This window comes from uncultured Lacinutrix sp. (genome assembly GCF_947500325.1).
Taxonomy (GTDB): Bacteria; Bacteroidota; Bacteroidia; order Flavobacteriales; family Flavobacteriaceae; genus Lacinutrix.
In genome coordinates this window covers 44,856-71,766 of sequence record NZ_CANMRQ010000011.1, presented here as the reverse complement: position 1 = coordinate 71,766, position 26,911 = coordinate 44,856, and the positions used below count along the sequence as shown (strand labels likewise).

28 protein-coding genes are annotated in these 26,911 nt (G+C 29.1%); 13 read left to right on the top strand and 15 right to left on the bottom strand.

The window, feature by feature from the left end:
- The first annotated feature begins 56 nt into the window (after nt 1-56).
- Nucleotides 57-1,256: an alanine dehydrogenase gene (locus Q0997_RS13440; RefSeq protein ID WP_299889718.1), complete on the top strand. Its 1,200-nt coding sequence runs from the start codon at nt 57-59 to the stop codon at nt 1,254-1,256.
- 92 nt (nt 1,257-1,348) lie between these two features.
- Nucleotides 1,349-1,723: a hypothetical protein gene (locus Q0997_RS13435; RefSeq protein ID WP_299889716.1), complete on the top strand. Its 375-nt coding sequence runs from the start codon at nt 1,349-1,351 to the stop codon at nt 1,721-1,723.
- On the opposite strand, the gene Q0997_RS13430 is transcribed toward Q0997_RS13435, so the two are convergent.
- The gene (locus Q0997_RS13430) at nt 1,720-2,892 is read right to left on the bottom strand and encodes a proline dehydrogenase family protein (protein WP_299889715.1); all 1,173 of its coding nucleotides are present in this window, start codon (nt 2,890-2,892) and stop codon (nt 1,720-1,722) included. The genes Q0997_RS13435 and Q0997_RS13430 overlap by 4 nt on opposite strands.
- A 94-nt stretch (nt 2,893-2,986) precedes the next feature.
- On the opposite strand from Q0997_RS13430, the gene aroB reads away from it, so the two are divergent.
- Both aroB and Q0997_RS13420 read left to right on the top strand, forming a co-directional pair.
- Nucleotides 2,987-4,054: a 3-dehydroquinate synthase gene (gene aroB / locus Q0997_RS13425; RefSeq protein ID WP_299889713.1), complete on the top strand. Its 1,068-nt coding sequence runs from the start codon at nt 2,987-2,989 to the stop codon at nt 4,052-4,054.
- An 85-nt stretch (nt 4,055-4,139) separates the two neighbouring features.
- On the top strand, nt 4,140-4,427 hold the full coding sequence (locus Q0997_RS13420; RefSeq protein ID WP_299889712.1) for a hypothetical protein: 288 nt from the start codon (nt 4,140-4,142) through the stop codon (nt 4,425-4,427).
- On the opposite strand, the gene Q0997_RS13415 is transcribed toward Q0997_RS13420, so the two are convergent.
- The 3 genes from Q0997_RS13415 to Q0997_RS13405 all read right to left on the bottom strand — a co-directional run bounded on the left by Q0997_RS13415 (nt 4,428) and on the right by Q0997_RS13405 (nt 6,725).
- Nucleotides 4,428-4,943, bottom strand: coding sequence for a DinB family protein (locus Q0997_RS13415; RefSeq protein WP_299889710.1), 516 nt, complete (start codon nt 4,941-4,943; stop codon nt 4,428-4,430).
- Nucleotides 4,944-5,027: 84 nt separating this feature from the next.
- The gene (locus tag Q0997_RS13410) at nt 5,028-5,507 is read right to left on the bottom strand and encodes a winged helix-turn-helix transcriptional regulator (RefSeq protein ID WP_299889708.1); all 480 of its coding nucleotides are present in this window, start codon (nt 5,505-5,507) and stop codon (nt 5,028-5,030) included.
- A 72-nt stretch (nt 5,508-5,579) separates the two neighbouring features.
- Nucleotides 5,580-6,725, bottom strand: a complete 1,146-nt coding sequence (locus Q0997_RS13405) for a M14 family zinc carboxypeptidase (RefSeq protein WP_299889706.1) — start codon at nt 6,723-6,725, stop codon at nt 5,580-5,582.
- Nucleotides 6,726-7,029: 304 nt separating this feature from the next.
- Here Q0997_RS13405 and Q0997_RS13400 point away from each other — a divergent pair, with 304 nt between their 5' ends.
- The 7 genes from Q0997_RS13400 to Q0997_RS13370 all read left to right on the top strand — a co-directional run bounded on the left by Q0997_RS13400 (nt 7,030) and on the right by Q0997_RS13370 (nt 11,811).
- Entirely contained in the window at nt 7,030-7,494 is a 465-nt protein-coding gene (locus Q0997_RS13400; RefSeq protein ID WP_299889704.1) for a helix-turn-helix transcriptional regulator, read from the top strand.
- A gap of 286 nt (nt 7,495-7,780) precedes the next feature.
- On the top strand, nt 7,781-8,395 hold the full coding sequence (locus tag Q0997_RS13395) for a TMEM175 family protein (protein ID WP_299889702.1): 615 nt from the start codon (nt 7,781-7,783) through the stop codon (nt 8,393-8,395).
- Nucleotides 8,396-8,463: 68 nt separating this feature from the next.
- Nucleotides 8,464-8,853, top strand: a complete 390-nt coding sequence (locus Q0997_RS13390) for a DNA topoisomerase IV (RefSeq protein ID WP_299889700.1) — start codon at nt 8,464-8,466, stop codon at nt 8,851-8,853.
- A gap of 5 nt (nt 8,854-8,858) precedes the next feature.
- Complete coding sequence (locus Q0997_RS13385; protein ID WP_299889698.1) at nt 8,859-9,470, top strand: hypothetical protein; 612 nt, start codon at nt 8,859-8,861, stop codon at nt 9,468-9,470.
- A gap of 407 nt (nt 9,471-9,877) precedes the next feature.
- On the top strand, nt 9,878-10,315 hold the full coding sequence (locus Q0997_RS13380; protein WP_299889696.1) for a hypothetical protein: 438 nt from the start codon (nt 9,878-9,880) through the stop codon (nt 10,313-10,315).
- Nucleotides 10,316-10,346: 31 nt separating this feature from the next.
- A complete protein-coding gene (locus Q0997_RS13375) occupies nt 10,347-11,183 on the top strand; it encodes a hypothetical protein (RefSeq protein WP_299889694.1) in 837 nt (278 codons plus the stop codon).
- 52 nt (nt 11,184-11,235) lie between these two features.
- Nucleotides 11,236-11,811 carry a hypothetical protein gene (locus Q0997_RS13370; RefSeq protein ID WP_299889692.1) on the top strand — a complete coding sequence of 192 codons (576 nt, stop codon included), beginning with the start codon at nt 11,236-11,238 and terminating at the stop codon, nt 11,809-11,811.
- A 98-nt stretch (nt 11,812-11,909) separates the two neighbouring features.
- Here the strand turns inward: Q0997_RS13370 and Q0997_RS13365 are convergent, their stop codons facing one another.
- The 10 genes from Q0997_RS13365 to ychF all read right to left on the bottom strand — a co-directional run bounded on the left by Q0997_RS13365 (nt 11,910) and on the right by ychF (nt 23,517).
- Nucleotides 11,910-12,572, bottom strand: coding sequence for an ATP-binding cassette domain-containing protein (locus tag Q0997_RS13365; protein ID WP_299889690.1), 663 nt, complete (start codon nt 12,570-12,572; stop codon nt 11,910-11,912).
- Between the two features lie 364 nt (nt 12,573-12,936).
- On the bottom strand, nt 12,937-13,626 hold the full coding sequence (locus Q0997_RS13360; protein ID WP_299889688.1) for an alpha/beta fold hydrolase: 690 nt from the start codon (nt 13,624-13,626) through the stop codon (nt 12,937-12,939).
- Between the two features lie 43 nt (nt 13,627-13,669).
- Nucleotides 13,670-16,318, bottom strand: coding sequence for a DNA gyrase/topoisomerase IV subunit A (locus Q0997_RS13355; RefSeq protein WP_299889686.1), 2,649 nt, complete (start codon nt 16,316-16,318; stop codon nt 13,670-13,672).
- Nucleotides 16,318-18,177: a DNA topoisomerase IV subunit B gene (locus tag Q0997_RS13350; protein ID WP_299889684.1), complete on the bottom strand. Its 1,860-nt coding sequence runs from the start codon at nt 18,175-18,177 to the stop codon at nt 16,318-16,320. The genes Q0997_RS13355 and Q0997_RS13350 overlap by 1 nt, the downstream gene beginning before the upstream one ends.
- 126 nt (nt 18,178-18,303) lie before the next feature.
- Complete coding sequence (locus tag Q0997_RS13345) at nt 18,304-19,158, bottom strand: biotin-dependent carboxyltransferase family protein (RefSeq protein ID WP_299889682.1); 855 nt, start codon at nt 19,156-19,158, stop codon at nt 18,304-18,306.
- Nucleotides 19,151-19,879 (bottom strand): 5-oxoprolinase subunit PxpB, encoded by a 729-nt coding sequence (pxpB, locus tag Q0997_RS13340; RefSeq protein WP_299889680.1) that lies wholly within the window; start codon nt 19,877-19,879, stop codon nt 19,151-19,153. The genes Q0997_RS13345 and pxpB overlap by 8 nt, the downstream gene beginning before the upstream one ends.
- Nucleotides 19,880-20,614 carry a 5-oxoprolinase subunit PxpA gene (pxpA, locus tag Q0997_RS13335; RefSeq protein ID WP_299889679.1) on the bottom strand — a complete coding sequence of 245 codons (735 nt, stop codon included), beginning with the start codon at nt 20,612-20,614 and terminating at the stop codon, nt 19,880-19,882.
- Nucleotides 20,614-21,840, bottom strand: a complete 1,227-nt coding sequence (locus Q0997_RS13330) for an Nramp family divalent metal transporter (protein ID WP_299889677.1) — start codon at nt 21,838-21,840, stop codon at nt 20,614-20,616. Before Q0997_RS13330 ends, pxpA begins: the two co-directional genes overlap by 1 nt.
- Nucleotides 21,841-21,891: 51 nt before the next feature.
- The gene (locus Q0997_RS13325; protein WP_299889674.1) at nt 21,892-22,341 is read right to left on the bottom strand and encodes an SRPBCC family protein; all 450 of its coding nucleotides are present in this window, start codon (nt 22,339-22,341) and stop codon (nt 21,892-21,894) included.
- A gap of 81 nt (nt 22,342-22,422) precedes the next feature.
- Nucleotides 22,423-23,517 carry a redox-regulated ATPase YchF gene (gene ychF, locus Q0997_RS13320; RefSeq protein WP_299889673.1) on the bottom strand — a complete coding sequence of 365 codons (1,095 nt, stop codon included), beginning with the start codon at nt 23,515-23,517 and terminating at the stop codon, nt 22,423-22,425.
- Between the two features lie 217 nt (nt 23,518-23,734).
- On the opposite strand from ychF, the gene Q0997_RS13315 reads away from it, so the two are divergent.
- Nucleotides 23,735-25,210 (top strand): carboxypeptidase-like regulatory domain-containing protein, encoded by a 1,476-nt coding sequence (locus Q0997_RS13315; RefSeq protein ID WP_299889671.1) that lies wholly within the window; start codon nt 23,735-23,737, stop codon nt 25,208-25,210.
- Between the two features lie 54 nt (nt 25,211-25,264).
- Here Q0997_RS13315 and Q0997_RS13310 read toward each other — a convergent pair whose 3' ends face one another.
- The gene (locus Q0997_RS13310) at nt 25,265-25,618 is read right to left on the bottom strand and encodes a 4Fe-4S dicluster domain-containing protein (protein WP_299889669.1); all 354 of its coding nucleotides are present in this window, start codon (nt 25,616-25,618) and stop codon (nt 25,265-25,267) included.
- Between the two features lie 161 nt (nt 25,619-25,779).
- Between Q0997_RS13310 and Q0997_RS13305 the strand changes: the two genes are divergently transcribed.
- Nucleotides 25,780-26,838, top strand: a complete 1,059-nt coding sequence (locus tag Q0997_RS13305) for an acyl-CoA reductase (RefSeq protein ID WP_299889803.1) — start codon at nt 25,780-25,782, stop codon at nt 26,836-26,838.
- The last annotated feature ends 73 nt before the right edge of the window (nt 26,839-26,911 follow it).

Below are 26,911 nucleotides of genomic sequence, written 5' to 3'. Positions count from 1 at the left end.
TACATTTCAATATTTTATTCGTAATTTAATTCCTTATAAAACTCGAATAATAAACAATGGCAAAATCCATTACCCCATTTTCTAAAGCACAATTATTACCACAGGAGGAAACTTTAGAAATTTTAAAACACAAAAGCTCTTTATTTATAGGTATTCCAAAAGAAACCTCATTTCAAGAAAAACGAGTATGCCTAACTCCAGATGCTGTTTCAGCAATTGTTAATAACGGCCATCGTGTACTAATAGAATCTGGCGCTGGTGAAGGTTCAAAGTTTAGTGATAGAGATTATAGTGAAAATGGAGCTGAAATCACTAATGATGTAGCTAAGGTCTATGGATGCCCTATGATATTAAAAGTTGAACCACCAACTATCGAAGAATTAAAACTAATAAACCCGCAAACGATATTAATTTCGGCATTACAATTAAAAACTCAGAACAAAAAGTATTTTGAAACTCTAGCTTCGAAACGCATAACAGCACTAGCTTTTGAGTTTATTAGAGATGATGATGGTGCTTATCCTGCTGTTCGTGCTTTAAGCGAGATTGCAGGTACGGCTTCCGTTTTAATTGCTGCCGAATTATTAAGTAATTCTAATAAAGGAAATGGTTTAATGTTTGGAAACATTAGTGGTGTACCACCAGTTGAAGTTGTTATTTTAGGAGCAGGAACTGTTGGCGAATTTGCAGCAAGAAGCGCTATTGGTTTAGGTGCAAACGTTAAAGTGTTTGACAACTCTATCACAAAATTACGTTGTATACAAACCAATTTAGGGCGCACTCTATACACCTCCACTCTACAACCTAAATATTTAAAAAAAGCATTGAGACGATGTGATGTTGTTATTGGTGCAGTTCGTGGAAAAGATCGTGCACCAATTATAGTTAACGAGGATATGGTTGAACAAATGAAAAAAGGTTCGGTTATTATTGACGTTAGTATAGACATGGGTGGCTGCTTTGAAACTAGTGAAGTCACTACACACAAACAACCTACATTTAAAAAGCATGGTGTTACACACTATTGTGTACCAAATATTCCTGCACGTTATTCTCGTACAGCTTCTGCTGCAATTAGTAATATCTTTACACCATATTTACTTAAGATTGCCGAAGATGGTGGTTTAGAACATTCTTTAAGAGTAGATCGTGGACTTAAAAATGGCCTATATTTTTACCATGGTATTTTAACAAATAGAGCTGTTGGCGAATGGTTTGACCTAAAATATAGTGATGCTAATCTTCTAATATTTTAATTCTTTTATTTTATTTAATAAACACTACTCTAAGTGAGAATAAATAACGAATTTTGCAGCTATTATAAATTAGAATAGTAAAGTTTTTTTCAATGAATTTACTTAAACGATTTGGTTATTATTTTGGCGGATTTGCCATTGGTTTAGTGCTATTAGCATTTTTTTTAAATGGAAAAAAAGTATCTTGTGATTATGGACCAGACGCTAGAGTTTTAAAAAATATAAACTCTAAAGAAATTGTTTATTCAAGTAGTGCTACAGAGTTTATTACATCAAAAAACATAGACACTACAGATATAAATTATATTCTATACAAAGGTGACATTAACTTTTCTAAAAGCGAAAGTAGAAAGAAACCATGTGGCATTTACCAAATTGAGGGAGAAATAAACAAAAAAGAAGCAGCAATCACTGTCGAAAACTGTGAAAAAACTGCAACTTTAAAATCTATTGAATTTTTAGATTAAGCCTTTCTGCGCTTACGTTCTTTTTTAATTAACGCTAATTCTCTTCCTGTTTGTCCTGCCACACTAGTATTTTCTTCTGCACGACGAATAAGATAAGGCATCACATCTTTAACTGGACCAAACGGTAAGTATTTAGCAACATTATACCCTAAATCGGATAAATTATAACTAATATGATCACTCATCCCATATAATTGTCCAAACCAAACACGCTCATCTGCTGATTCTATATTTAAAGTTTTCATTAATTGCATAGCAAGAAAAGTACTTTCTTCATTATGAGTACCAACAAAAATTGAAATAGTATTCAGATTATTCAAAATATACTCTAAGCAAGCATTAAAATTATCATCAGTATCTTGTTTGGTTTCACAAATTGGAGACTTATACCCTTTTTCACTAGCTCTTGTTCTCTCTTTTTCCATATAAGCGCCTCGAACAATTTTAAACCCCATTTTAAATCCTTTTTCTTCAGCTCTATTATGTGACGCTTTTAAAAATTCTAATCGATCCCAGCGATAAGTTTGCAAAGTATTATAAACAACTATAGCGTCCTTATTATAACGCTCCATCATTTGCTCAACCAACTTATCTGCTGCATCTTGCATCCAGCTTTCCTCGCCATCAATCAATACTTCCACCTTTTTTTCTTTAGCTAGTTTACATACTTGATCAAAGCGATTTACAATTCTACTCCATTCTTCTTGCTCTTCACTTGCTAGCTCCTGCTTCTCTCCTATCTTTTGAAACAATGCAAACCTTCCAAATCCAGTTGGTTTAAATACCACAATAGGAATTGCTTCTTTTTCATCAGCAAAATGAATAATATCCAATATTTTTTGTGTTGCATCATCAAAAAAAGCTTCTGTTTCTTTTCCTTCTACCGAATAATCTAAAACAGAACTCACACCTTTACTATACATTTTATCTATAGCCGGAATACAATCTACTTCTGTTACTCCTCCACAAAAATGATCAAAAACAGTAGCTCGTATTAAGCCTTCTATTGGTAAATTCGCTTTTAAAGCAAAATTTGTTGCAGCGGTACCAATACGAACCAAAGGTTCTTTTGAAATCATTTTAAATAAAAAATAAGCACGTTCTAGCTCTGAATCACTTTTCAAAGCAAATGCAACTTGGGTGTTATCGAATGTGTTTTCTGAAATCATTTAAATACAAAATAATATTTGCACAAATATAAATGAACAAAGTCTAAATTCTTTAAAAACTCCTTATTTTTACATCACATATAATACACTATTAATGACCTCAATTACAACCCAAGATTATACTATAGATTTTAATAACGCTGGTTACGAAGCTTTAAATAAGCATATAAAAAAATCTAACTATTCTAAAATCTTTATCCTTGCAGACGAAAACACCAATATAGATTGCGTACCACATGTTCTAGCAAATTTAAGTGCAGATATTGAATATGACATTCTTGAAATAGAACCTGGAGAAGAACAAAAAAACTTAGATATATGCTTAGGCCTTTGGGAAGCATTATCCGAATATGGCGCAGACAGAAAAAGTCTAATTATTAATATTGGCGGTGGCGTAATAACTGATTTAGGTGGCTTTATAGCCTCTACTTTTAAACGTGGTATAGATTTTATTAATATTCCTACATCACTTTTAGCAATGGTAGATGCTTCTATTGGCGGAAAAACCGGTATAGACTTAGGGACTTTAAAAAATCAAATTGGAGTTATAAACACGCCTGAATTAATTGTAGTGGATATCAACTTTCTTGAAACACTTCCTCCATTAGAAATTAGATCTGGACTAGCCGAAATGCTAAAACACGGTTTGATTTATTCTGAAGATTATTTTAATCGTTGCTTAAATATTAGAAATTTAAACCTTGAAGAATTAGGTGGACTAATTCATGAATCTATTACTATAAAAAAGAATATTGTAGACAAAGACCCTAAAGAACAGAATTTAAGGAAAACCCTAAATTATGGACATACGTTAGGTCACGCTATTGAATCTTACTTTATGGAAACAGAAGGCAAAGAAAGACTACTTCATGGAGAAGCTATTGCTATTGGAATGGTATTAGCCAACTACCTTTCTGTTGAAACACTTGGTTTTTCTGAAGAAAAAAACAAAAGCATTAAAAACAATCTTAAAGAATTATATGGTCATATTGAATTTTCTAACGAAGATTTACCTCCTATTATTGAACTTCTTAAGTATGACAAAAAAAACGAACACGGAAATATTAATTTTGTCCTATTAAAATCTATAGGCAATCCTAAAGTTGACTGTATAGTTGACAATGAATTAATTATTAAAGCCTTCAATTTTTATAGCAGTTAATTCATTTTAATTAAAAAAAATTGTAATTTTATAAGGACGCTTACTATCTAATCTAAACTTATCTATTAACATAAAATTTCTAGTTATGAAAAGAGTAATTGTTGATTATAAGAAGCTAACGCCTAACGTGTTAAATTTACTTACACAAAGATTCCCAGATGGTTATGGTGATAAAGACATTATTGTTTTTGACAACCATAAAAACGAAACTATTGAAGCCGTAGAAGTTAAAACAGAAAACACAATCTACTTAGTTAAAGTAAATAGTAAATTACATTACACTATGGCTAATTTTAATAAAGATGACGTTTTAGAACTTAACGATAATGGTCACATTATTGTTGACGAATCTTTACTAAAAGAAGAAGACTAATTATAAATATCTTTCTTCTATTATTCTGCAGTGATGTTTTTCGTGCCCAATAATTAAAAACCCTAAAGCACGAACAGACACTTCACCAGAACCTGCAATACCTTTATTTAACAGTGTCTTCCTAGCAAAGCTTTTAAACATGCATATTGTAGACTGTCTTAACACTACAAATTCTTCTATTAAGTCCTCGATGGATCTAGCATTAGACTCACTATTTGCAACATAGTCATCTTGCTCAAATCCTGAAACAGGCGTTTTATCCTTTCTTGAAAACCTTAAAGCGCGATAACAAAATATACGTTCTGTATCTAATAAATGAACTATAACTTCTTTAATAGTCCATTTACCTTCAGCATACCTATATTCTAACTTATCTTTTGGAATAGATTGATAAAATGTCTTTATTTCATGTAAGCCATTTTCTAAACCCTCAATCAACTCAATATTCCCAACTTGATTAATATAATTTTGAAAATATGGTAAATATTCTGTAGTACTTAAATCTTTAATAGTCATAGCCTGTATTTTTTCAAATAAATGTAATAAAAAAACCCCTATAGTATAGATACTAAAGGGGCTGATTTATAAAAATAATTAAAATTATAGTTTTGTAAAGATATCATGCATTAAACGCTTCTTATCGTTTAAGCTCTCTTCTAAAGAAATCATAGTCTCTGTTCTATAAACACCTTCTATATCGTCTAACATAAAGATAACATCTTTAGCATGCTCAGTGTTTCTAGCCCTTATTTTACAGAAAATATTAAATTTCCCTGTAGTTACATGTGCTACAGTTACATATGGTATTTCATTAATACGTTCCAAAACAAATTTGGTTTGCGAAGTGTTTTGAAGAAATACTCCTACATATGCAATAAAAGAGTATCCTAGTTTTTTGTAATCTAATGTTAATGAAGATCCCTTAATTATACCAGCATCTTCCATTTTCTTAACTCTTACATGAACAGTTCCTGCAGAAATTAATAATTTTTTAGCGATGTCTGTAAAAGGAACTCTTGTGTTATCGATCAACATATCAAGAATTTGATGATCAATCTCATCTAGTTTAAATTTAGCCATTTACGTTTGTTTTATTAAATAAAAAGCAAAAATAATACATTTACAATGAATTATCTACATTAAAAACTAAGATTAACCAATATTTAATGATAATTTTACATTTTCGATATATACGAAATCGATTTCGTTACCTACAAACAAATGCTCTTTTTTTAAGTTGTAAACACTGTTATTATTGGCATTTAAATAGTTATGAGCATAAAAGCCATCTAGTTTTTCGATTTTTTCAACTTTAGGCACAAAATGCAGCTTATTTTCTATTAATTTTTCTTGATACTGTATAGCCACATCAAGAATTTCTCCATTAAAATCTACATCTTGAATAATTATATCGTAAAACAGTTTTTCATTTTCTGGTATTAACAAATACAACTTATCATCATTTACATCTATAGTATTAAGTACAATTGCTTGTAAAGCTACTATGTAAGATTGAAAAATTAAACGCCTCACCTCTTCTCTATTATAGTCGTTAGCTAAATGACCGGCTTCAAAAAGCACAGTAGGCACATTAAACCTTTGAAAGGTATCTCCAACACAGTTAATATTAAAAGCATCATCATAAATACCAACTTTATTTGGTATTTCACTTTGTAACATAGTATTCATCTTAACTATTATAGACATTGCTTTTCTGCGATTATCTGTAATAGTACACTCAATATCTTGAGCAGGAGATAAAAAAGACAAAGCAGCTGTATTACTTGTATTACCAGCACTAAATATAGTACGTTGCCCATGTAAATTAAAGCAATAATCGGGCTGAACTTTATTATACAGATCTCTCAGCACATTACTTTCTGGCTGAGTTAAATCTTGTGCATCACGATTTAAATCAATTTTATTTGCATTTAAACGCGTATAAGCTTTAGCACCATCTGGATTTAAAATAGGTATTATAACAATTGTAATAGACTCTAAAATTGATCTAGAGTAATCTTTGTCTTCGCAAAAGAAGTTTAATAAGTCGAATATTGCCTTGGTAGTTGTCGATTCGTTTCCATGCATTTGAGACCACATTAACACTTTTTTGGATCCAGTACCTAAAGTAATAGAGTATATATTTTCTTTTAACACAGACTCACCAATCACTTCAATTTTAAAATGCTTAGTATGTTTTTCTAAAAGAGGTTTAATGTTTTTAGTATGTATATAACGCCCAAAAAGCGAAGCTTCGAAGTGCTGTTTATATAGTGATTTTAAATCTTCAATTGTCATATGTAAATTAATAGTGATACAAATGTAAACATTAATAAATTTACAATTGTAAACTCATTTGTTTACAATTGTTGTTTACATCTGTCTACAAATAATAGTCTTTTAATCTAGATTTGTTTATTAAAAGTATTTTGTGTTTTATAATTATTTAATTTTCTCTTTAATAATTTATAAATCAGATAACTATAGTTGTTTATGTAAAGTAAAAGTTTACAATTGTATCATATTTAATGTATTTATCTTGCATAGCAAAAACAATATGTTTACATTTGTAACGTTCTAAATTCAATAATCACTGTTTACAATGATAAACAACGAAGCATTTACTAAAAGACTCAAAAAAGTCATAGAATATTATGGAGAAAGTGCCTCTTCTTTTGCAGAAAAAATTGGTGTGCAACGTTCAAGTATATCTCATATTTTATCTGGTAGAAATAAACCCAGTTTAGAATTTGTTCTCAAAGTACTCTCCTCTTTTCCTGAAGTAGAATTGTATTGGTTAATGAATGGCAAAGGAAGTTTTCCTGCTAAAAAAGTTTCTGAAGAAAAAATAATAGAAAAACCAATTTCACAAAATCAAGATTTATTTTCTAAAACTGAAATTAAAATTGATCCAGATGAAAAAACAAAAACTGAAATAAAAACTGAAACTGAAAAATTTCAAAACCAAAATTCTGAAATAAAGCAAATAGTTTCAAATTCAAAAAAAGAAATTGAGCGTATTGTTATTTTTTATAAAGATGGTAGTTTTTCAAATTTTGAAAATTAAGTACTACGGATTAATAATTTTCAAATACGCGATTTATACGTAATACCAAATACAACACAAAATAAGACTAATAATTAATTTTATTTCCTATTTCTTCTTCGTTACAAAATTGAACAATAGCTAATGCTATTTTTAAATTTCACGCCTTGAATAAACGGAAATAAATTTCAATTCTATACGACTCATTTTATATTATATTTGGTATAATGTTTTTACATCTAAAATATTGCTTCAATAACTTTAGATAAACTTTTTTTTCGATTTTCATTTTATCTATATTCGACTCATGAATGATATAGTTTATGATAAAGGTCGAGTTGCTTCATTTTGTGATGCTGTTTTCTCTATTGCAATGACCTTACTTGTTTTAGAAATTGAAATTCCAGAAACTCAAAAAATATACGATGTTGGGATTATGGAATTGCTAAGTAATAGGATTCCTAGTTTTATTGGTTTTTTTGTTAGTTTTTTAGTAACTGCTCTTTACTGGGTTTCTCACTTACGTATTTTTAAATACGTAACAAAAATTAATGATAAACTGTTATGGATAAATATATTCTTATTATTGTTTGTTGTACTACTTCCATTCTCAACTGCTTTATATGTAGAAGGATTTAATACTAATGGACCATTTATTTTATATAGTATAAACTTGACTTGTATTGGTGTTTTTAATTTTTTACTAATTCAAAATATTTCTAAAAATGAAATGGGCAAATTAGGTATGACTCCAATATTAGCAAAGTGGTTAAAATTTCGTTCCTTAAATGCTATTTTTGTTTGGCTACTATCTATAATCATTTCGCCTTTATTACCTCTAACCGCTCGCATGCTATTTGTTTTAATTTTTGTTTTTCAAATATTTGCTGACCGCTGCTATTTTAAAAAGAGAATGGTTTAATATATTTTAGATTCTTTTTCAGTTTAAAAATTATAGTATTCATTAAATTTGTTAGAAATTATTAAGCTATGAAAAACATATATTTTCTAATTGTATTACTAGTAACTTTTACTAGTTGTTTGAATACATCAAAACGTGATTGCAAAGATTATAAAATTGGAACATTTACATTTGAATATATAGTAAATGGAGAATCTAAAACCGGGTATATTACTAGATCTAAAAACCTACAAATTGAAACTTACGATAACAAAATAGATTCATCTGAAGTTAGATGGGTAAACGATTGTGAGGTTATTTTTAAAACTATTAATCCAAAACGTATGGTAGATAAAAATGACATTCATTTAAAGATATTAACAACAACAGATTCTAGTTATACTTTTGAGTATTCGTATGTTGGGAAAACTCAAAAACAAAAAGGTATTGCTTTCAAAACAAAACTTAAAAAGAAATAATAATTATGAGCAAACTACTACGCTGTACATTTATATTTTTCTTTTTAGGGTGTTTCTTTTTATCTGCTCAAGAAAAACAAGACACTATTCTTAAATACCCAAAACATTGGCGTTATGAAAAAGTGAACTTACCTCTTGATTTTGCACCAAAAATGAAACACAAAGGTTTTGAAGAATTGCGCTTTGCTCCTGGTATGTTTGACACTAGTGCCGAAAAATATTTTACTTATGTTTTTGTAATTGCTATAGATGATGAAACTAATTTTTCTAAACGCAAAACGAAAAAACTATTGTATCAATATTACAGAGGTTTGTGTGCTATAGTAGCAAAATCGAGTAAGCAAGATGTAGATGTTTCTAAAATTAAAATTTGCTTAAAAAAAACAAAACAGCCTATAAAATCTAAAAAAACATATTTAGGAGAAATACAATACTTCGATACTTTTAACAAAGGAGAAGCCATTCTTTTAAATATAGAATTAGAAACTATTACCGATAAGCTAGCCAATAAAACTTACATAATAGGACTCGTTTCCCCTACAAAAAAGGATTCTGATGTTTGGAAAGAATTACATACTATTAGAAAAAATATATACTATTTTAAAGGAGGATTATAGTATGTTTTTTTTATCAGAAATGATGTTTTTAATAATTTTCTCCTAACAAAAAGCATATTTATTTTAGTATTTATTCTTTTTTATTAAAATCACTATTTTATAATAACAACAACGTTTAGCACATGTTTTTAATATGTCTAAATTCATGAATCTAGACATATGTTTCTTGATTTTAAACATTAAATTAATGTATGTTTGTTATAGATAGTAGTTTTAAATATTAAGTAACATATTTATAAAACTTTATACTAATAAGGTAAAATTAGTTCATTTTTTTTCTGAATTATATGCTTAATAAGCATATAAAATTTAGTTAGTTATGTTTTTTATTAAACAAGAAACAAAATTATAGAAAAACCCCTTTTCAAGTAGCCAAGACAATTATTCACGAAGCAATACACGCATATTTGTTTGTTAAAATACTAGATTGCGACCAAGGAAGCGCAATAACTCAAATAAACCAATCTACTTTTGAAGATTTACTAAATATTTACTTTGAAGACAATTGCACTCAAGACCAAGGACAACACGATTTTATGATTACTTCTATGTTGCCCGTTATGATGCAAATATTGTCCGAAGTAAAAGATAGTCTTATACCAGAAAATCAGCAAGAAAGTATAGAAGGATTTGATTTCTTATCACTAACAGAGAATCAAACAGACCCTCTTTTAACAGAAAGTACAATATTCAACTGGTCAAGCATGTACTATTATCTTTCTCTTACCGGTCTTCACACTGTTAATTCTTTTGATGAAATAATACCAGATGGTACAGCAAGTCATTTTTTATGGCAAGCTTATCGAGCAAAACTAAACACGTTAAGTAAAAATTGCTACGAATAAACTTTGGTTCGATTTTTGAAAAATATATAATATGAAAAAAACAACCCTAATATTTGTGTTACTATTTATATCAAGCAAATTGTTTGCTTGCGACTGTGAGACTCCTAAAATAGCTTTAGAAGCTTATAATTCAGACTATGTTTTTAAAGGAAAAGTTACTCAAAAATTTTTCAGCAAAGATTTATCTTTATATACTATAACTGTTAAGGTTCTTAAGCACTATAAGAATAGTGACAGTTTACCTCAAGAGTTTAAGTTCACATTGCCCTCTAGACACAACATAGAAAAAACTTCTTGCGATTATTTTATAGATAAATACGAAGAATTGTTATTATATATTAAGAAAAAAGAAGATTTATCTTACGGGTTCGATTTAATGTGTTCAAACTCTAAAAAAATAACAAATAAACAGATAAGAAAAACGGAGATGTTAATTTTAGAAAACATTAATCAATTTGATATAGATAACTATGTTTTAGAATATGCAAGAGGCTTTAACTCCCCAAAGCCTCTTGTTAATGTCGATTCAATCATTAATTTATTTAACGACAATAAAACCGAACCTCAAAAATTCTCGATTGTCACTATTGATTTAGACAAAGAAGGCAAACTAATTAAAGCCAACTTAACACACAGGGAAGGGCGAATCAAATACAATGTTGTTGACACAATTTTCGGGTTAAACTACATCAAGAATGAACAATACCACAAGCCTAGAAATAACTTTGAAGAATTAATTTTAAAAATTTCTGAAAAAATAACATATTGGACTCCATATAAAAACTTAAGAACAGGTAAAGCCGTACGTTTTAGAAAATTTCTCATATTTCAATCAAATAACAAAGGAGAAATAACAGTTGAATATTAAAGACACATACATATCTCTGTATATATACAACAGGGTTTTCCTCTTTCTTTTTATGAGTCTTGCGATTATTTTTTTGGGTTGCAATAAAGATAATGAGAGACAAATAGAACATGCTAAATGGGAATATTTAAATATTAAAATAATTTCATCTTTAGCCGAAGAGATATGTGCAAAACAATCAAGCAAAATAGATTCACTACATAATTATATTGAGATTGACGGAGGACGTATTGGTAATGAAATAAAGTTTAAAAGATTTATAGAAGCATATCGAAAAAAGGAAAACCCTGCTATTGCTTTTTATTCAGAATTAATAGACTCTATTTTTACAAAAGAAAATATAGATTTCTTTAAAACTCAATACTTGGTAAAAAAAAACTACATAAGTTTAATAAATGAAACTGATTGTATAAAAAACAGGCAAAAAGAGTTTCCAAACGAAAGAATAGAACACCTCTCCTTACTTAAAGTAAAAGGTTTCGGTAAAATTTTGTTTACTAAAGATTACAAATACGGGTTCTTAAATTTTTTTGATTACAATGGAGCAGGTTTTTATATTTTTAAAAAAAACGAAGATAACTATAAAGTATATAAAAGAACTTATACGGTATTTCATCATGCACAATAACTAAAAACAAAAACTCAAGTCTTATTTTTTTAGGGCTTGGATTTTATATAAATTAAAACGATATAAAAACTACTACTACCGTTACTTAGTCTTTTAAACTAATCCAATTTAACAAAATAACCAAGCTCAACTAATTGCTTTCTATCTTTAATTTCTCTTAAAAAACCATCTTTTAAAAACACTATATTATCTGCTAAATTTAGAACATTTTCATAATCATGATCGGTTATAACAACACCTTTTTCGTGTTTAACAGCATTAATACACTCAACTATATAGTCTTTAAGAATAGGACTTACGCCATTAAATGGCTCATCTAATAAAATGAATTTAGACTTTGAGTGTACTATTAATAATATCTCAACAATTCGTCTTTGTCCACTAGAAAGCTGTTTGCTTGTTTTACCCAGCAAAGGTTTAACAAACTCATTATTAATTAGTTTACGACTGTATTGTTTTACAAGAAATAGTTTTATTATCGTTTTTATTTTCACCCCATTTGGCAAAAAATGCTGTTGCGGCAAATAAGAAATTAATCCATTTGTATCTCCTACGGTTTTCACTAACTTATTACCAACCTTAACAAATTTGTATTCTGCACTTTCAACTCCAAAAATTACTTTTAGTAAAGTAGATTTCCCTGAACCATTTCTACCTATTAACCCTTTAACTTCTCCTCTTTTACAAGACAAGAAAACATCTGTCAATATTTTTTTATTGTCATACGCCTTTTCTATACTATCCACATACAACTCGCTCATAATAAAGAAAATAAAATTAAATTAAGAACGCCAAATACAATGGTAGAGCACCAAAGTTTAAGCTTTGTTAAACCTAGGTTATAATAATAGAAATACTCATTTTTTCTTTGTATTTCATAAACATAGAAATGCATCATTGGTAAGATGACTATAAATGCAACACCAATTAGCTTTATATTACCAAAAATTAAAGCTATTGGAGCAGATATTATATAAGAGATAAAGAATAATTTCTTTTGAAAAAGTAGTATGTTTTTAAAAAGCCTCAGTAGATAACTATTTTTTTAATAAAAATAATTATCGCCAATTTAAAACATCAAAATATTAAGTTAATTCTTTTACCTAAAGCAGTCTTGCTGCCTTTTTATTTTATGAAATCTAAAATAATATTCGATAATTGCTTTGGATCAATCTTTTCGATTGGGTGTTGGAAATTTTCTATAATTTTTAAGTTGCCATTATCTAAAATAGTGGCTATTTTTTCTGATTCTTCTATGGTAACCATTGCATCTAAAGTTCCAATTCCAATTAAAACAGAATGTTTAATTTGTTTAAAATCGTCATTGTTTAGCTTCTCTTTATCAGCTAATTGAATCATCATATCTGCAGTCTTATTTACAACATGTTTCCAATTATTTGCACGATGCAATTCATTAAGTCTATTTGCAAACTTTGGCACTTTTTCTTCTATAACATTAGGGTTTAACATTTTTACTTCGCGTTCTGCAGAATCCTTAGACCAATTAAATTTTGTTCCTAGTGTTACAATATTATCTACCATTTCTGGGTTTTGCAGCGCAAAATTTAAAGCCACATAGCCTCCCATACTATACCCAAAAATATTTATTTTAATAATGTTTAATTTAGAAAGGGTATCTAAAACATTTTTAGTAAATAATGCTATTGAAAATTTGTTGTTAGAAGCCTCACTGCCGTGACCTTCAAAATCTATACTATATACATTATAATTATTTGAAAGTAAGCTCTTTATTGATTCAAGTTGAACTTTACTTCCTAAAGCACCATGTAGTAATAAAAGGTTATTTTTTTTCATTTATTATAATGCGTTAATAATGCTTTTATAAACACAAAGTATATTAGAATAAAGTAACTTGTCCATCATCATCTTTATCATGATTTGAGTTTTCACTAGATTTAGTATCTTTATTTTCTTCTCCTGTAACCTCTGTTTCTTCTACTACTTCAATATCTTCAGCATGAACATCTTCAGGAGCTTCAAAAGGTAAAGGCTCTAATAAATTAATTGCATTTACTTTATATTTTGTTAATTGATTTCCTAATGCAGAAATACCTTTTACAGCTATAAACTCCTCTATATTAACTTCTTCATTATCTCTTCTATCCTTACCTCTTTCTTTGGCAAATACAATTTCGGCAATTGGCTTCCAATCTGTAGATACAATTTCTAATTGAGAGTTTTCATGATCTGTAATAAAGCTTTCTTCTTTACTTTCATTTTCAATTAAAAAACGCTTCACATAATATTTCTCATTCTTACCATCAAAATAAATGGCAGAAATTGGTTTTTTAGGAATCCATTTTTCAATTGTAATCATGTTATTATCAAAGTGAAGTGTTACTTCTGGAGTAACTGTTTTAACAATTCCTTTTTGACTAATGATTAATAACTTGTCTTCTCCTCTAAATTCGCCAATTAAATCTCCTCGACCATCAACGTTTATACGTTGCACAGTATCATCGAACCATATTTTTCGAGGTTTAAGTGTAGATACACCTTTTTCTTTTAATTCTATTTTTTTAATTGGGTATTTAGTAACTACATTACCTTTAGAAGCACGTCCTTTAATTAAAATATCTGCAAAATTAATATCCCATTTTAACTTCTTTACACTACCAACTTGACGTAAAAAAACAGAAATCACTTCTGCTTCTCCATTTGGATTAGCAGAGAAATACCATAATTTAGAGCTCTTATTGCCATTAGTTAAATCATACTCTTTATCACGTGTAATAGAGGTTACAGCAAAACGTTTAATATAACTAGTACCTTTTCCTCCATCTCTATAAATCAGATTATAAATGGTACGTTTGTCTTTCTTTTTAAACACTGCAACGTGTATAATATCTTTGCCTATAAAGGTTTTAGAATCTACTTTGGTTACCATCATTTTACCAGAAGCTGTAAAAGCAATAATATCATCTATATCACTGCAATCTCCAACATACTCATCGCGTCTTAAGGAAGTACCAACAAAGCCTTCTTCTCTATTAACATATAGTTTAGTATTACGTATTACTACTTTTGTAGCATCTACATCTCCAAACGTTCTTATTTCTGTTTTACGCTCTCTTCCTTCTCCGTATTCTTTCTTTAAACGTGTAAAATACGAGATAGCATAATCAATTAAATTTGCTAAATGATGCTTTACTTCTGCAATTTGTTCTTCTAAAGCGTCTATTTTTTGTTGCGCCTTATCTATATCAAATTTTGAAATTCTCTTAATTCGAATTTCAGTTAAACGTGTAATATCTTCAACAGTTACCGCTCTTTTTAAATGTTTTATATGTGGCTGAAGCCCTTTATCTATTGCATTAATTACACCTTCCCAAGTTTCTTCTTCCTCTATATCACGGTAAATTCTATTTTCAATAAATATACGTTCTAAACTGGCAAAGTGCCATTGTTCTTCTAATTCTCCAAGTTTTATTTCAAGCTCTTGCTTTAATAACTGAACAGTATTATCTGTACTTCTTTTAAGCATTTCAGAAACACCAATAAATAACGGCTTGTTATCTTCAATAACACAACCTAAAGGAGAAATTGAACTTTCACAACTCGTAAATGCGTATAAAGCATCTATAGTTTTATCTGGTGATAAACCTGAAGGCAAATGGATTAATATTTCAACTTCTGCTGCAGTATTATCTTCAATTTTCTTGATCTTGATTTTACCTTTATCATTCGCTTTTAAAATAGAATCAATAAGTGACGATGTGGTTGTTCCAAAAGGAATTTCTGTAATAGCTAATGTATTTTTATCGACTTGAGATATCTTTGCACGAACACGAACTTTACCACCTCGTAAACCATCATTATAATTAGAAAAATCTGCAACTCCAGCAGTTGGGAAATCTGGCACTATTGTAAAACGTTTGCCTTGTAAATGTTTTATAGAGGCATCAATTAGTTCTATAAAATTGTGTGGTAATATTTTAGTAGATAAACCTACGGCGATACCTTCGCCTCCTTGCGCTAACAATAGCGGAAACATTACTGGTAAATTTACTGGCTCTTTTCTTCTTCCATCATAACTTGCTTGCCACTCAGTAATTTTAGGGTTATAAACAACATCTAAACCAAACTTAGAGATACGTGCTTCAATATAACGAGATGCAGCTGCTCTATCTCCTGTTAATATATTTCCCCAGTTACCTTGGGTATCTATTAATAAATCTTTTTGACCAATTTGAACCATTGCATCTGCAATACTCGCATCACCATGTGGATGATACTGCATAGTATGACCTACAATGTTTGCTACTTTATTGTAACGCCCATCATCAAGGTCTTTCATAGAATGCATGATACGTCGTTGTACAGGTTTAAAACCATCTTCAATCGCTGGTACCGCACGTTCTAAAATTACATAAGACGCATAATCTAAAAACCACTCTTTATACATACCAGTAATTCTGGTAATAGTCTCTTGCGGTTCTTGATTTTCTATATTATCGTTAGTTAGGTCGTCGTTTTCTTCTATCATTATTTTTCCTCTTCAATTAAATCTAATTCCACTTTTAGATTATCAATAATAAACTCTTGTCTTGTTGGTGTATTTTTCCCCATATAGAATGACAATAATTCTTCTATAGACATATTGTCATCTAACATTACTGGATCTAAACGAATATCTTCACCAATAAAATACTTAAATTCATCTGGTGAGATTTCACCTAAACCTTTAAATCGTGTAATCTCTGGTTTTGGTTTTAATTTCTCAATTGCATCTCGGCGTTCGTCTTCAGAATAACAATAAATAGTTTCTTTTTTATTACGAACCCTAAACAAAGGTGTTTGCAATATATACAAATGCCCTTCTTTTATGACTTCTGGAAAAAATTGAAGAAAAAATGTTATTAGTAATAAACGAATGTGCATTCCATCTACATCGGCATCAGTTGCAATAACAACATTATTATATCTTAAATCTTCTAATGACTCTTCAATATTAAGAGCTGCTTGAAGCAAGTTAAACTCTTCATTTTCGTATACAATTTTCTTTGTTAAACCATAACAGTTTAACGGTTTCCCTTTTAAACTAAATACTGCTTGAGTATTAACATCTCGAGACTTTGTAATACTACCAGATGCCGAATCTCCCTCGGTAATAAACAGTGTAGATTCTAGGTTTCTTTCATGTTTTGCATCTCCAAAATGAACCCGACAATCGCGTAATTTTTTATTATGAAGACTCGCTTTCTTTGCTCTATCTTTAGCTAATTTTCTAATACCTGATAACTCTTTACGCTCTCGTTCTGCTTGAAGAATTTTACGTTGAATTTTCTCTGCAGTATCTGGATTTTTATGTAAAAAATTATCTAAATATGTTTTTAAGAAATCGTTAATATATGTTCTTACAGTTGGCAAATCGCCACCCATATCTGTAGAACCAAGCTTTGTTTTTGTTTGACTCTCGAAAACGGGCTCCATCACTTTTATTGCGATTGCAGATACTATTGACTTTCTAATATCTGAAGCATCATATTGCTTACCAAAAAAATCACGAATAGTCTTTACTATAGCTTCTCTAAACGCATTTAAATGCGTACCTCCTTGCGTTGTATTTTGTCCATTAACAAAACTATTGTATTCTTCGCTATATTGCGTTTTACTGTGAGTAATCGCTACTTCAATATCGTCACCTCGCAAATGAATAATAGGGTACAATAAATCTGTTTCCGCTATTTTTTCAGATAAAAGGTCCTTTAATCCATTTTCACTATAATATTTTTCGCCATTAAAAACTATAGTTAAGCCTGGGTTTAGGTATACATAGTTTTTAAGCATTTTTACTACGTATTCTGGTCTATATTTATAGTTTTTAAATATAATATCATCAGGAATAAAAGATACTTTTGTTCCTTTTCTCCTACTTGTTTCTTCTAAAAGCTCTTGATTTATTAAGTTTCCTTGCTCAAAATCTGCAGAAGCACTTTTACCATCACGAGATGATTCTACTCTAAAATAAGAGGATAAAGCATTTACCGCTTTTGTACCAACACCATTTAATCCAACAGATTTTTTAAAAGCTTTAGAATCATACTTTCCTCCTGTATTCATCTTAGAGACAACATCTACAACTTTTCCTAATGGAATACCACGACCATAATCTCTAACAATTACTTTAGCACCTTGAATAGAGATTTCTATCGTCTTTCCTGCTCCCATTACAAACTCATCTATAGAGTTATCTAAGACTTCTTTTAATAGAATATAAATACCATCATCTGGAGAAGAACCATCACCCAGTTTTCCAATATACATTCCTGGACGCATACGAATATGTTCTTTCCAGTCAAGTGAGCGTATATTATCTTCGGTATATTTGGTTTGTTCAGACATAGAATTGAGTAAGATTTCGTGATAGAATGCTAATATAATATATCACTTTAATAAATAAAATAGGCTTCTAGGAAAGTAATTAACAATAAAAATGCAATGTTGTTGAGAACATTGTGATTAAGGTAGTTAATTAAGATCTATTACATTAAATTTAACAGTATCATTAGTTGTTTTTTGAGACAACATATTAATTGCATTATTTTCAAGTTGCAAAACTCTAGGATAGCCACCAGTAACCTGACAGTCTCTCATTAAAACAATTAATTGTCCCGATGGTGTTAATTGTACTGTTCCAGATAATACTGCAGAAGTAAGCATTGATTTTAAATTGTTCTCTATGGTTTCGTTTAATTGATACGCCATTCTATTATTTGCCTTAGCTATAGTAAAAATAGTCTCCTCGAGTCTTTTCTTTTGAAAATGGGACAGCAAATTATATTCTGGCCCTTTATAACAATCGATTATTTTAGAATTAAAGTGATTAGCATTTTGTTTTACAGCAGTATATGTAGGTTCTAAAGAATCTTGTGGAGCATTAAAAGGAAGTAAATCTCCTTTTTTTACAATTGAAAAATTTGTGACACCTTGATAAAAGCTTTTACTATTTAAAACCACATCTGTTTGAAAGCCTCCAAGAACAGAAATATATGATCTCACCCCGAATTTATGCCTGCCAAATGATAATACATCATCTTTAAAGATTTTTATAACTGTATTTAGTACAATGGGCATTTTGTTTATTTCAGCACTGAAATCTGCTCCAGAAATACAGATATATGTTTCTTTTTCAAAAACAAATTTACAATGACCAAAAGTAATTTCAAGTACGGCTTCATTTTCATTATTATGGAGAATATTATTAGCCAATTTCATGGAATAATGGTCCATAGCTCCAGAAATAGGTACGCCAATATTTGCAAAACCTTTTCGTCCTAAGTCTTGAATACTTGTTAAAAAACCTGGAGATATAACTCTAATCATTTTCAATACACTTTAATTCATAAAGTCCATTTTTTATGCTTTCTTCTAAAAAATAATATTCCTTTTTAGTTATAGAAAAAAAATGAATTTTGTCTCCAGACTTAGCAAAACATGGTTCTTGTTTAGAGACATCAAAAAAAGAAATAGGTGTTTTACCTATAATATTCCAACCTCCAGCACTTTCACTAGGATAAATACCTGTTTGAGAGCCTCCAATACCTACAGAACCTTTACTAACAGTTAAACTTGGTGTATTTTTTCTATTACTATGGATTTTTCTATTTAATACACCTAAATAAAGGAAACCTGGAAGAAAACCAATAAAATAAATAGTATAGATAGTTTTTGAATGCACATCGATGATTTCTTCAATAGGTCTATTTTTATCATGAGAAATCTGTTTTAAATCAATACCAAATTCTTCGTCATAACACACAGGAATTAACCATGTTTTTGTTTTCTTGTCTAATCTTAAATCTAGCTTTATATAGGTAGCTTTTAAACGAGCTATTTCTTCTTGAAAATTTAAGACACTATTATTATATATTATAGTTAATGAGTTATACCCTATAATTAAGTCTTCAATCTTAATCGCTTGTTCAGATTCAATTTTATTTTTAAAAGACAAAATATCATTTAAAATAGCTTCATTAATTTTTTCTGGCCATTCGATTAATAGTGCTTGATTTCCATACTGCTTGTATTGTAAATCATAATTCATTTACGCTATTTTAATGCCTTTATTTTTTAAAGCTCTTGAAACATATTTTAATATATACTCCGCTTTTTCATTATCGCCATGAATACAAAAAGTATCTGCTTCAATTCTCACATTTCTGTTTAATACAGTATTAACTCTACCCTCATCAATCATTCTATATAGGTGATTAAATGCTTTTTCTGGTTTGCTAATTATTGCATTGCTTAAGTTTCTAGAAACTAACGTTAAATCTTCATTATAATTCCTATCTATAAATGCTTCGCGTTTAATAGGAATTCCGTTTTGTTTTGCAATAGTTTCAATAACAGAATTATATGGCACGTACAACAGGATATTCCCTACTGTGTTTTGCATTGCTTGTATAATAATATTTGCAATGTCTTCATCTACAGTAGATAAGTTATACAAAGCACCGTGTACTTTAACATGATTTAGTTTAACATTTTGTAAAGCTGCTCTTTCTACTAACAAATTAATTTGAAACTCTAGACTTTCTTGTAATTCTTTAGAAGACATTTCTACATACTTACGTCCAAAATTCTCTGTATCAGGAAATGAAGGATGCGCTCCAATTTTTACATTATTTTGTTTTGCTATTGCTATTGTTTCATCAATAGTTTGAATAGTTCCTGCATGACCAGTACAAGCAATATTACAAGATGATAAATAAGGCATTAGCTTATCCTCATTGTTAAAACCTTCTCCAACATCACAATTTATATCTATTGTTTGCATTATATTAAATTAAAGACTTTAAAAATACTTTTTAAACCTAGAAAGATACTAACAGCTAAAATAGTATAACCAAATATATTTTGAATTATACTGTTTTTATACTTCCCAAGAACAGATGTTTTATTCATAATCCAAAGTAAAATTCCTGCAATTATAGGTAATAACATCCCATTAGCAATTTGAGCGAATTTTATAATCTCTATTGGTTTTATTCCTATTGATGAAAAAAGAACACCTAATAGTAAAATAAACATCCAAACAGCTCTAAAACGTTTTGTTTTTAAACCACCAGACCAACCCAAACAACCTTTAGCAACATAAGCAGCAGCCAATGGCGCAGTAATTGCAGATGTTATACCTGCAGCAAATAAACCAATAGCGATAAAGTATTTTGAAAAATCACCATATAAAGGTGCTAAACTTTTTGCTAAATCGGCACCATTAGAAATCGTCATATTTTGTATAGACGCAGCAGAAATTATTATGGCTATTGATACCAATCCACCTAAAACAATCGATATAATAGTATCTTTTCTAGCATAAGCTAAATCATTAGTAGACTGCCATCTTTCTTTTACTAATGCTGCATGCAAAAACAAATTATATGGCACAACGGTTGTCCCAATTAAACCTATAATAGTTAATAAACTTTTTTCTGGAAACGTAGGTACAAATAAGCCCTTAATTATATCTAGAACATTGGGTTTCGTTATAATAGCTGTTATTATAAACGATACACTCATTAATATTACTAATGAAATTAAAGCACGTTCTAAAAACTTATAATTACCAATATATAATAAAGCAAAAGCAATTATCCCAATAACTAAGCTCATTATATTTAATGAAATACTTCCAATTTGGATAGTAGAGTATCCAAATAAGGTTTCTAATCCTAAAATACCACCACTAATATTTCCTGCTTCATATGAAGCATTTCCAATAACAATAGCCGCAAGTATTAAAACCGTGATACATTGTTTTATAAATGGGTGTTTTATTTCATTTCTTATAACTTCAGAAAGGCCTTTTTGAGAGACAATACCTAAACGTGCTGCCATTTCCTGTAAAACAATAGTAGCAAGTATAGACAAGAGCATTGCCCATAATAAATTAAGTCCAAAATTAACTCCTGCTAACGTACAAAGTGTTACTGTTCCAGGGCCAATAAATGCTGCAGCAACTAATGTTCCAGGACCAATATTTTTAAACCAGTTTTTTATCACAAAAAATAGACTTTAATTAATTAGTAAGAATATAAAAGTATTAAAAGGAAATTACTTTTCTGCTTTTAGTTTTAAAAACTGATTTCTAGTTTTAAGAAGATTAGTCATATAGCGTTTTAAAAATAATGCATTCGCTAATTTACCTAAGACTCCAAGAGGTGATTTAAAGTCAAATTTATCTGTCATTATTGTTTTTTCACCTTTAGAAATAAAAATATGTTCATGCTTAAAGCTTTTAAAAGCCCCAGAAACCATTTCATCAACAAAATAATTTGGTGGATCAAATTCTGTAATTTTAGACGTTAATTGTTGCTTAACTCCAAAATGAACAGCTTCCCATGTTACCCATTCGTTTAAACCGATTAATCCAGACGTTTTACCTGCAATTGCTTTTTCTTTAGAATGTTCTAAAGATTCTTTATGAAAATCAATATTACGAGATAGATCAAAACACGTTTGAATATTGGCGTTAATAACAGTTTTTAGTTCAATTAAAGGCATTCATTAAATTTATTATAAAAATACAAAAACGCCATAACGAAATAGATCATTATGGCGTTTGGTATTATAATTTAAACTGTTTTACACATTAAATAAGAAATGCATCACATCTCCATCTTTAACTGTATAGCCTTTACCTTCTACTCTCATTTTCCCTGCTTCTTTAACTTTAGCTTCACTACCAAGTTCAACATAGTCATTATATCCAATAACCTCTGCACGAATAAACCCTTTTTCAAAATCGGTATGTATAACACCAGCTGCTTGTGGTGCTGTAGATCCAATATTTATGGTCCAAGCACGAACTTCTTTAACACCAGCTGTAAAATATGTTTGCTGATTTAATAACTTATATGCTGATCTAATTAATTTAGCAGAACCAGGTTCACTTAAACCAATATCTGTTAAAAACATTTGTCTTTCTTCGTAATCGTCAAGTTCATTAATATCTGCCTCTGTTCCAACTGCTAATACTAAAACTTCAGCATTTTCATCTTTAACAGCTTCTTTTACTTGCTCTACATAATCATTTCCAGAAACTGCTGCATCTTCATCCACATTGCAAACATACATAACTGGTTTTTCAGTAATTAACTGTGCTGGCTTAACATAATCTCTATACTCATCTTCAGAAAATTCTAAGGCACGAACAGATTTACCAGCTTCTATACCTTCTTTTATTTTTAGTAAAACCGCTTCTTCTTTTTGAGCTTCTTTATTACCTGTTTTTGCAGCACGTTTAACTTTATCAAGCTTTTTTTCTACTGTGTCTAGATCTTTAAGCTGTAACTCTATATCTATAGTTTCTTTATCTCTTATAGGATCTACACTCCCATCAACATGAACAATATTATCATTATTAAAACAACGTAATACATGTAAAATAGCATCTGTCTCACGTATATTAGCTAAAAATTGGTTTCCTAAACCTTCACCTTTACTTGCGCCTTTAACTAAACCAGCAATATCAACAATTTCTACTGTTGCTGGTATCACTTTTTCAGGATTAACCAATTCTTCTAATTTAGATAATCTTGGGTCTGGTACATTTACAACACCTATATTAGGTTCTATGGTACAAAACGGAAAGTTTGCACTTTGCGCCTTAGCATTAGATAAACAATTAAATAATGTTGATTTCCCTACGTTTGGTAAGCCTACAATTCCTGCTTTCATATTGTATTTTATTGAAGCGCAAATATACTATTTCTTCTTAGTATTTTTCTACAATTATATAATTGATTTAAATAAAAGAGATAACAATTTCTTTTGTCTCTAATATTTTGAATTCAAAAATTTCAAATTCACTATAAAAATGCTATAAAATTATAATCTTAAATATTTTTTTGTAACAAAAAACGATCTCAATCGTTTTTAAATAAAACAAAACACAATGAGATTCTTATTTACTTTTCTTCTTATATCTATATCAATTCAAAATATCCAAGCTCAAGATATTAATGGGCAAATTATAGATAAACAAACCAAAGAAGCAATTCCATATGCATCAATACAGGTAAATAAGACAAAAGGTACAATTTCTAATGAAGAAGGTTTCTTTAATTTAGATATAGAAAACACTGCAAGTAAAACATTAACTATTTCATGCATGGGTTATTTACCTAAAGTAGTAACCCTAGAAAAATTAAAAGCCAACAATAATATCATTACTTTAGAAATGGCTATTAATACTCTCAAAGAAGTTGCTATTGATAACTCAATACCTAATGCAGATTCAATACTCTCAATGGTGAATTTAAAATTTAAGGACAACTATAATTACGAAAATAAAAATCATAAATTTTTCTATAGGGAAAGTAATGCTGCAAACTTTAAAGAAGTTGATTTTGAAGTAGAAAAAGCAAAACATCTTAGAAAAAAAACTATTGAAGATTTAAATAAAGATATAAAAGCATTTACTCAAAACGTAAAAAGTAGTGATGTTAAACATTATGTAGATCTTTTAGGTAATCTATATATAAATGAGTCTGACAAAACGAAATTAACTGTTAGCAAAGTCACCAATCTAATCGATAAAAACAAAAATTTTAATAGCGAATCTATAGAAGAAAAAGTTCAAATTGCTATGCTTAAAGTTTTAGACACCTCTAAAACATTCAAGTTAAAAACTGGTATTATTAAAATTGAAGATTCTATGTCTCTAAAAGACTCACAAAACAAAGAGGTTAAAGCAAATGAATACAATAATATTAAGTTAAAAGATGACCTATTAGATATTATACAGAAAACAAAATTTCATGATGATTCTTTTATTAGGAATATAATCGATACTGACCTATATAATTATGAATTTGAAGACTTTTCATTCTATAATAATGAATTAGTCTATATAATTAATTTTAAGCCTAGGCGATCTAAATCAAAATTTTCAGGAAAACTATATATCACTGAAGAGGATTATGCCATTTTAAGGCTCGATTATAGTTTTGCTAAAGGCAAAAGAGGCACTAAAGTTAATTTGAAGTTTCTTTTAGGAATTAAATATGTTGAAAATGTAAATGCAGGTACTATATTATTTAAAAAGAATGATAACGGTACTTATGTTCCAAGTTATATTAAAAAAGTTGATAATAAGTACTTTTATTTAAGTAGATCATTTAAACTAATAGAAAACAGTGACAAAAAACTTAAGACAAAGTTTGATCTAACTATGGAGTTAGACAATTTAATGAAAAGAGAAATATTATTTATAAATACTGAAGACATAAACAATAACGATTACGATACTATTCAAGAAAAAGAAAAAGTTCCATATATAAATATTGAAAAATACAATCCGGATTTATGGAAAAACGAAAAAATAATTGAACCTTTATTAGAAATGAAAAAATTTGGTACTGTAGAATAAAAAAAGATCCTGAGAAAAACTCAGGATCTTTTTTTATAAGTTGTATATAAGGTACTATCCTTCCGGATGCATAAATTTTTGTTTACCAAGTAATACTTCTTCAGTTTCCACATTATCTTCATCTGGTACACAACAGTCAACAGGACAAACAGCCGCACATTGTGGTTCTTCATGAAACCCTTTACACTCAGTACATTTATCTGGTACTATATAATATATCTCGTCACTAATTGGCTCTTGTGCTTCATCTGCATCAACAGCATTACCATTAGGTAACACCAAACTGCCTTCTAAACTTGTACCATCTTTATAACGCCAATCGTCTGCACCTTCATAAATTGCAGTATTGGGACATTCTGGTTCACAAGCACCACAGTTAATACATTCGTCTGTTATAATAATTGCCATAGTATTTTCTTTTTTAATCTGCCTTTAATAAAATTTTAATAGGTCAGGCTGAATTCGCTTTAAATAAAGTAATCAAAATGAAAATCTTTCGTTGCTCATTTCGTTTGCTTAACTTTGCAGCTGCAAAAATAACGCCAAATATAGTCTTACGCAAATACGAAATGGATTTACAACAAAGAATTAACGCTTTCTCTAAATTAGGAACTTTTTTAAGTCAATTTTCTTCTGAAGACTTTCAAAAACAAGATGGCGTTGAGCATAATGATTTATTTTTTGATGGCTTTAAGCATCAATTAAAATTAGCACAAGAACATAATGGTTGGTTTACAAAAAGTAATATCGTTTTTGCCTTAAATGGTTGGTCTAAACAATTAACTAAGAATCAGCTATCAAAATGGACCTCTCATTATAGTTTTGATGATGTCAATTCTCTAAAAGTGGCTATTATAATGGCTGGTAATATTCCCTTAGTTGGTTTTCATGATTTTTTAGCTGTTTTAATTTCTGGCCACAATGTTTTAGTAAAACAATCTACAAATGATAAACAACTGCTTCCTTTTCTAGCTAAATATTTAGAATATGTAGAACCAGAATTTAAAGGAAAAATAAACTTCACTGAAGAAAAACTTAACGGCTTTGATGCCGTTATAGCAACAGGTAGTAATAATACGGCGAGATATTTTGAATACTACTTTAAAGATAAACCATCAATTATTAGGAAAAATAGAAACTCTATTGCTGTACTAACTGGTAATGAAACAAAGGAAGACTTAGAGAATCTATCTGAAGATATTTTTAGATATTATGGATTAGGCTGTAGAAATGTCTCTAAATTATTTGTGCCAGAAAATTATAACTTTGACTCGTTTTTTAAAGCCATCTACAAATGGCACCCAATTATTAATGAAGCTAAATATGCTAATAATTATGATTATAATAAAGCAGTGTATTTAATGAGTGAATTTAATATGCTAGAAAATGGTTTCCTCATGATTAAAGAAGATAAAAGTTTTGCTTCACCAATAGCTACAGTCTTTTACGAATATTATAATAATAAACAAGCGCTTAAAGAAACATTAAATGCTGAAAATCAAAATATACAATGTATAGTTTCTAACAGCTTTTCATCTAAAGAAATTAAATTTGGAAATACCCAAAAACCAGAGCTTTGGGATTATGCAGATAATGTAGACACTATTTCATTTTTGTTAAAAATCTAGTGGATAAATTATTAATTTAATAACAAAAAAATGAATAGTATTTATCACCTTTGTAACGCTAAAAAAATACATT

Excerpts from the sequence above, each read along its gene's own strand:
- Q0997_RS13440 (WP_299889718.1), top strand. The coding sequence starts at position 57 with ATGGCAAAATCCATTACCCCATTTTCTAAAGCACAATTATTACCACAG.
- Q0997_RS13435 (WP_299889716.1), top strand. The coding sequence starts at position 1,349 with ATGAATTTACTTAAACGATTTGGTTATTATTTTGGCGGATTTGCCATT.
- Q0997_RS13430 (WP_299889715.1), bottom strand. The coding sequence starts at position 2,892 with ATGATTTCAGAAAACACATTCGATAACACCCAAGTTGCATTTGCTTTG.
- aroB (WP_299889713.1), top strand. The coding sequence starts at position 2,987 with ATGACCTCAATTACAACCCAAGATTATACTATAGATTTTAATAACGCT.
- Q0997_RS13420 (WP_299889712.1), top strand. The coding sequence starts at position 4,140 with ATGAAAAGAGTAATTGTTGATTATAAGAAGCTAACGCCTAACGTGTTA.
- Q0997_RS13415 (WP_299889710.1), bottom strand. The coding sequence starts at position 4,943 with ATGACTATTAAAGATTTAAGTACTACAGAATATTTACCATATTTTCAA.
- Q0997_RS13410 (WP_299889708.1), bottom strand. The coding sequence starts at position 5,507 with ATGGCTAAATTTAAACTAGATGAGATTGATCATCAAATTCTTGATATG.
- Q0997_RS13405 (WP_299889706.1), bottom strand. The coding sequence starts at position 6,725 with ATGACAATTGAAGATTTAAAATCACTATATAAACAGCACTTCGAAGCT.
- Q0997_RS13400 (WP_299889704.1), top strand. The coding sequence starts at position 7,030 with ATGATAAACAACGAAGCATTTACTAAAAGACTCAAAAAAGTCATAGAA.
- Q0997_RS13395 (WP_299889702.1), top strand. The coding sequence starts at position 7,781 with ATGAATGATATAGTTTATGATAAAGGTCGAGTTGCTTCATTTTGTGAT.
- Q0997_RS13390 (WP_299889700.1), top strand. The coding sequence starts at position 8,464 with ATGAAAAACATATATTTTCTAATTGTATTACTAGTAACTTTTACTAGT.
- Q0997_RS13385 (WP_299889698.1), top strand. The coding sequence starts at position 8,859 with ATGAGCAAACTACTACGCTGTACATTTATATTTTTCTTTTTAGGGTGT.
- Q0997_RS13375 (WP_299889694.1), top strand. The coding sequence starts at position 10,347 with ATGAAAAAAACAACCCTAATATTTGTGTTACTATTTATATCAAGCAAA.
- Q0997_RS13370 (WP_299889692.1), top strand. The coding sequence starts at position 11,236 with ATGAGTCTTGCGATTATTTTTTTGGGTTGCAATAAAGATAATGAGAGA.
- Q0997_RS13365 (WP_299889690.1), bottom strand. The coding sequence starts at position 12,572 with ATGAGCGAGTTGTATGTGGATAGTATAGAAAAGGCGTATGACAATAAA.
- Q0997_RS13360 (WP_299889688.1), bottom strand. The coding sequence starts at position 13,626 with ATGAAAAAAAATAACCTTTTATTACTACATGGTGCTTTAGGAAGTAAA.
- Q0997_RS13355 (WP_299889686.1), bottom strand. The coding sequence starts at position 16,318 with ATGATAGAAGAAAACGACGACCTAACTAACGATAATATAGAAAATCAA.
- Q0997_RS13350 (WP_299889684.1), bottom strand. The coding sequence starts at position 18,177 with ATGTCTGAACAAACCAAATATACCGAAGATAATATACGCTCACTTGAC.
- Q0997_RS13345 (WP_299889682.1), bottom strand. The coding sequence starts at position 19,158 with ATGATTAGAGTTATATCTCCAGGTTTTTTAACAAGTATTCAAGACTTA.
- pxpB (WP_299889680.1), bottom strand. The coding sequence starts at position 19,879 with ATGAATTATGATTTACAATACAAGCAGTATGGAAATCAAGCACTATTA.
- pxpA (WP_299889679.1), bottom strand. The coding sequence starts at position 20,614 with ATGCAAACAATAGATATAAATTGTGATGTTGGAGAAGGTTTTAACAAT.
- Q0997_RS13325 (WP_299889674.1), bottom strand. The coding sequence starts at position 22,341 with ATGCCTTTAATTGAACTAAAAACTGTTATTAACGCCAATATTCAAACG.
- ychF (WP_299889673.1), bottom strand. The coding sequence starts at position 23,517 with ATGAAAGCAGGAATTGTAGGCTTACCAAACGTAGGGAAATCAACATTA.
- Q0997_RS13315 (WP_299889671.1), top strand. The coding sequence starts at position 23,735 with ATGAGATTCTTATTTACTTTTCTTCTTATATCTATATCAATTCAAAAT.
- Q0997_RS13310 (WP_299889669.1), bottom strand. The coding sequence starts at position 25,618 with ATGGCAATTATTATAACAGACGAATGTATTAACTGTGGTGCTTGTGAA.
- Q0997_RS13305 (WP_299889803.1), top strand. The coding sequence starts at position 25,780 with ATGGATTTACAACAAAGAATTAACGCTTTCTCTAAATTAGGAACTTTT.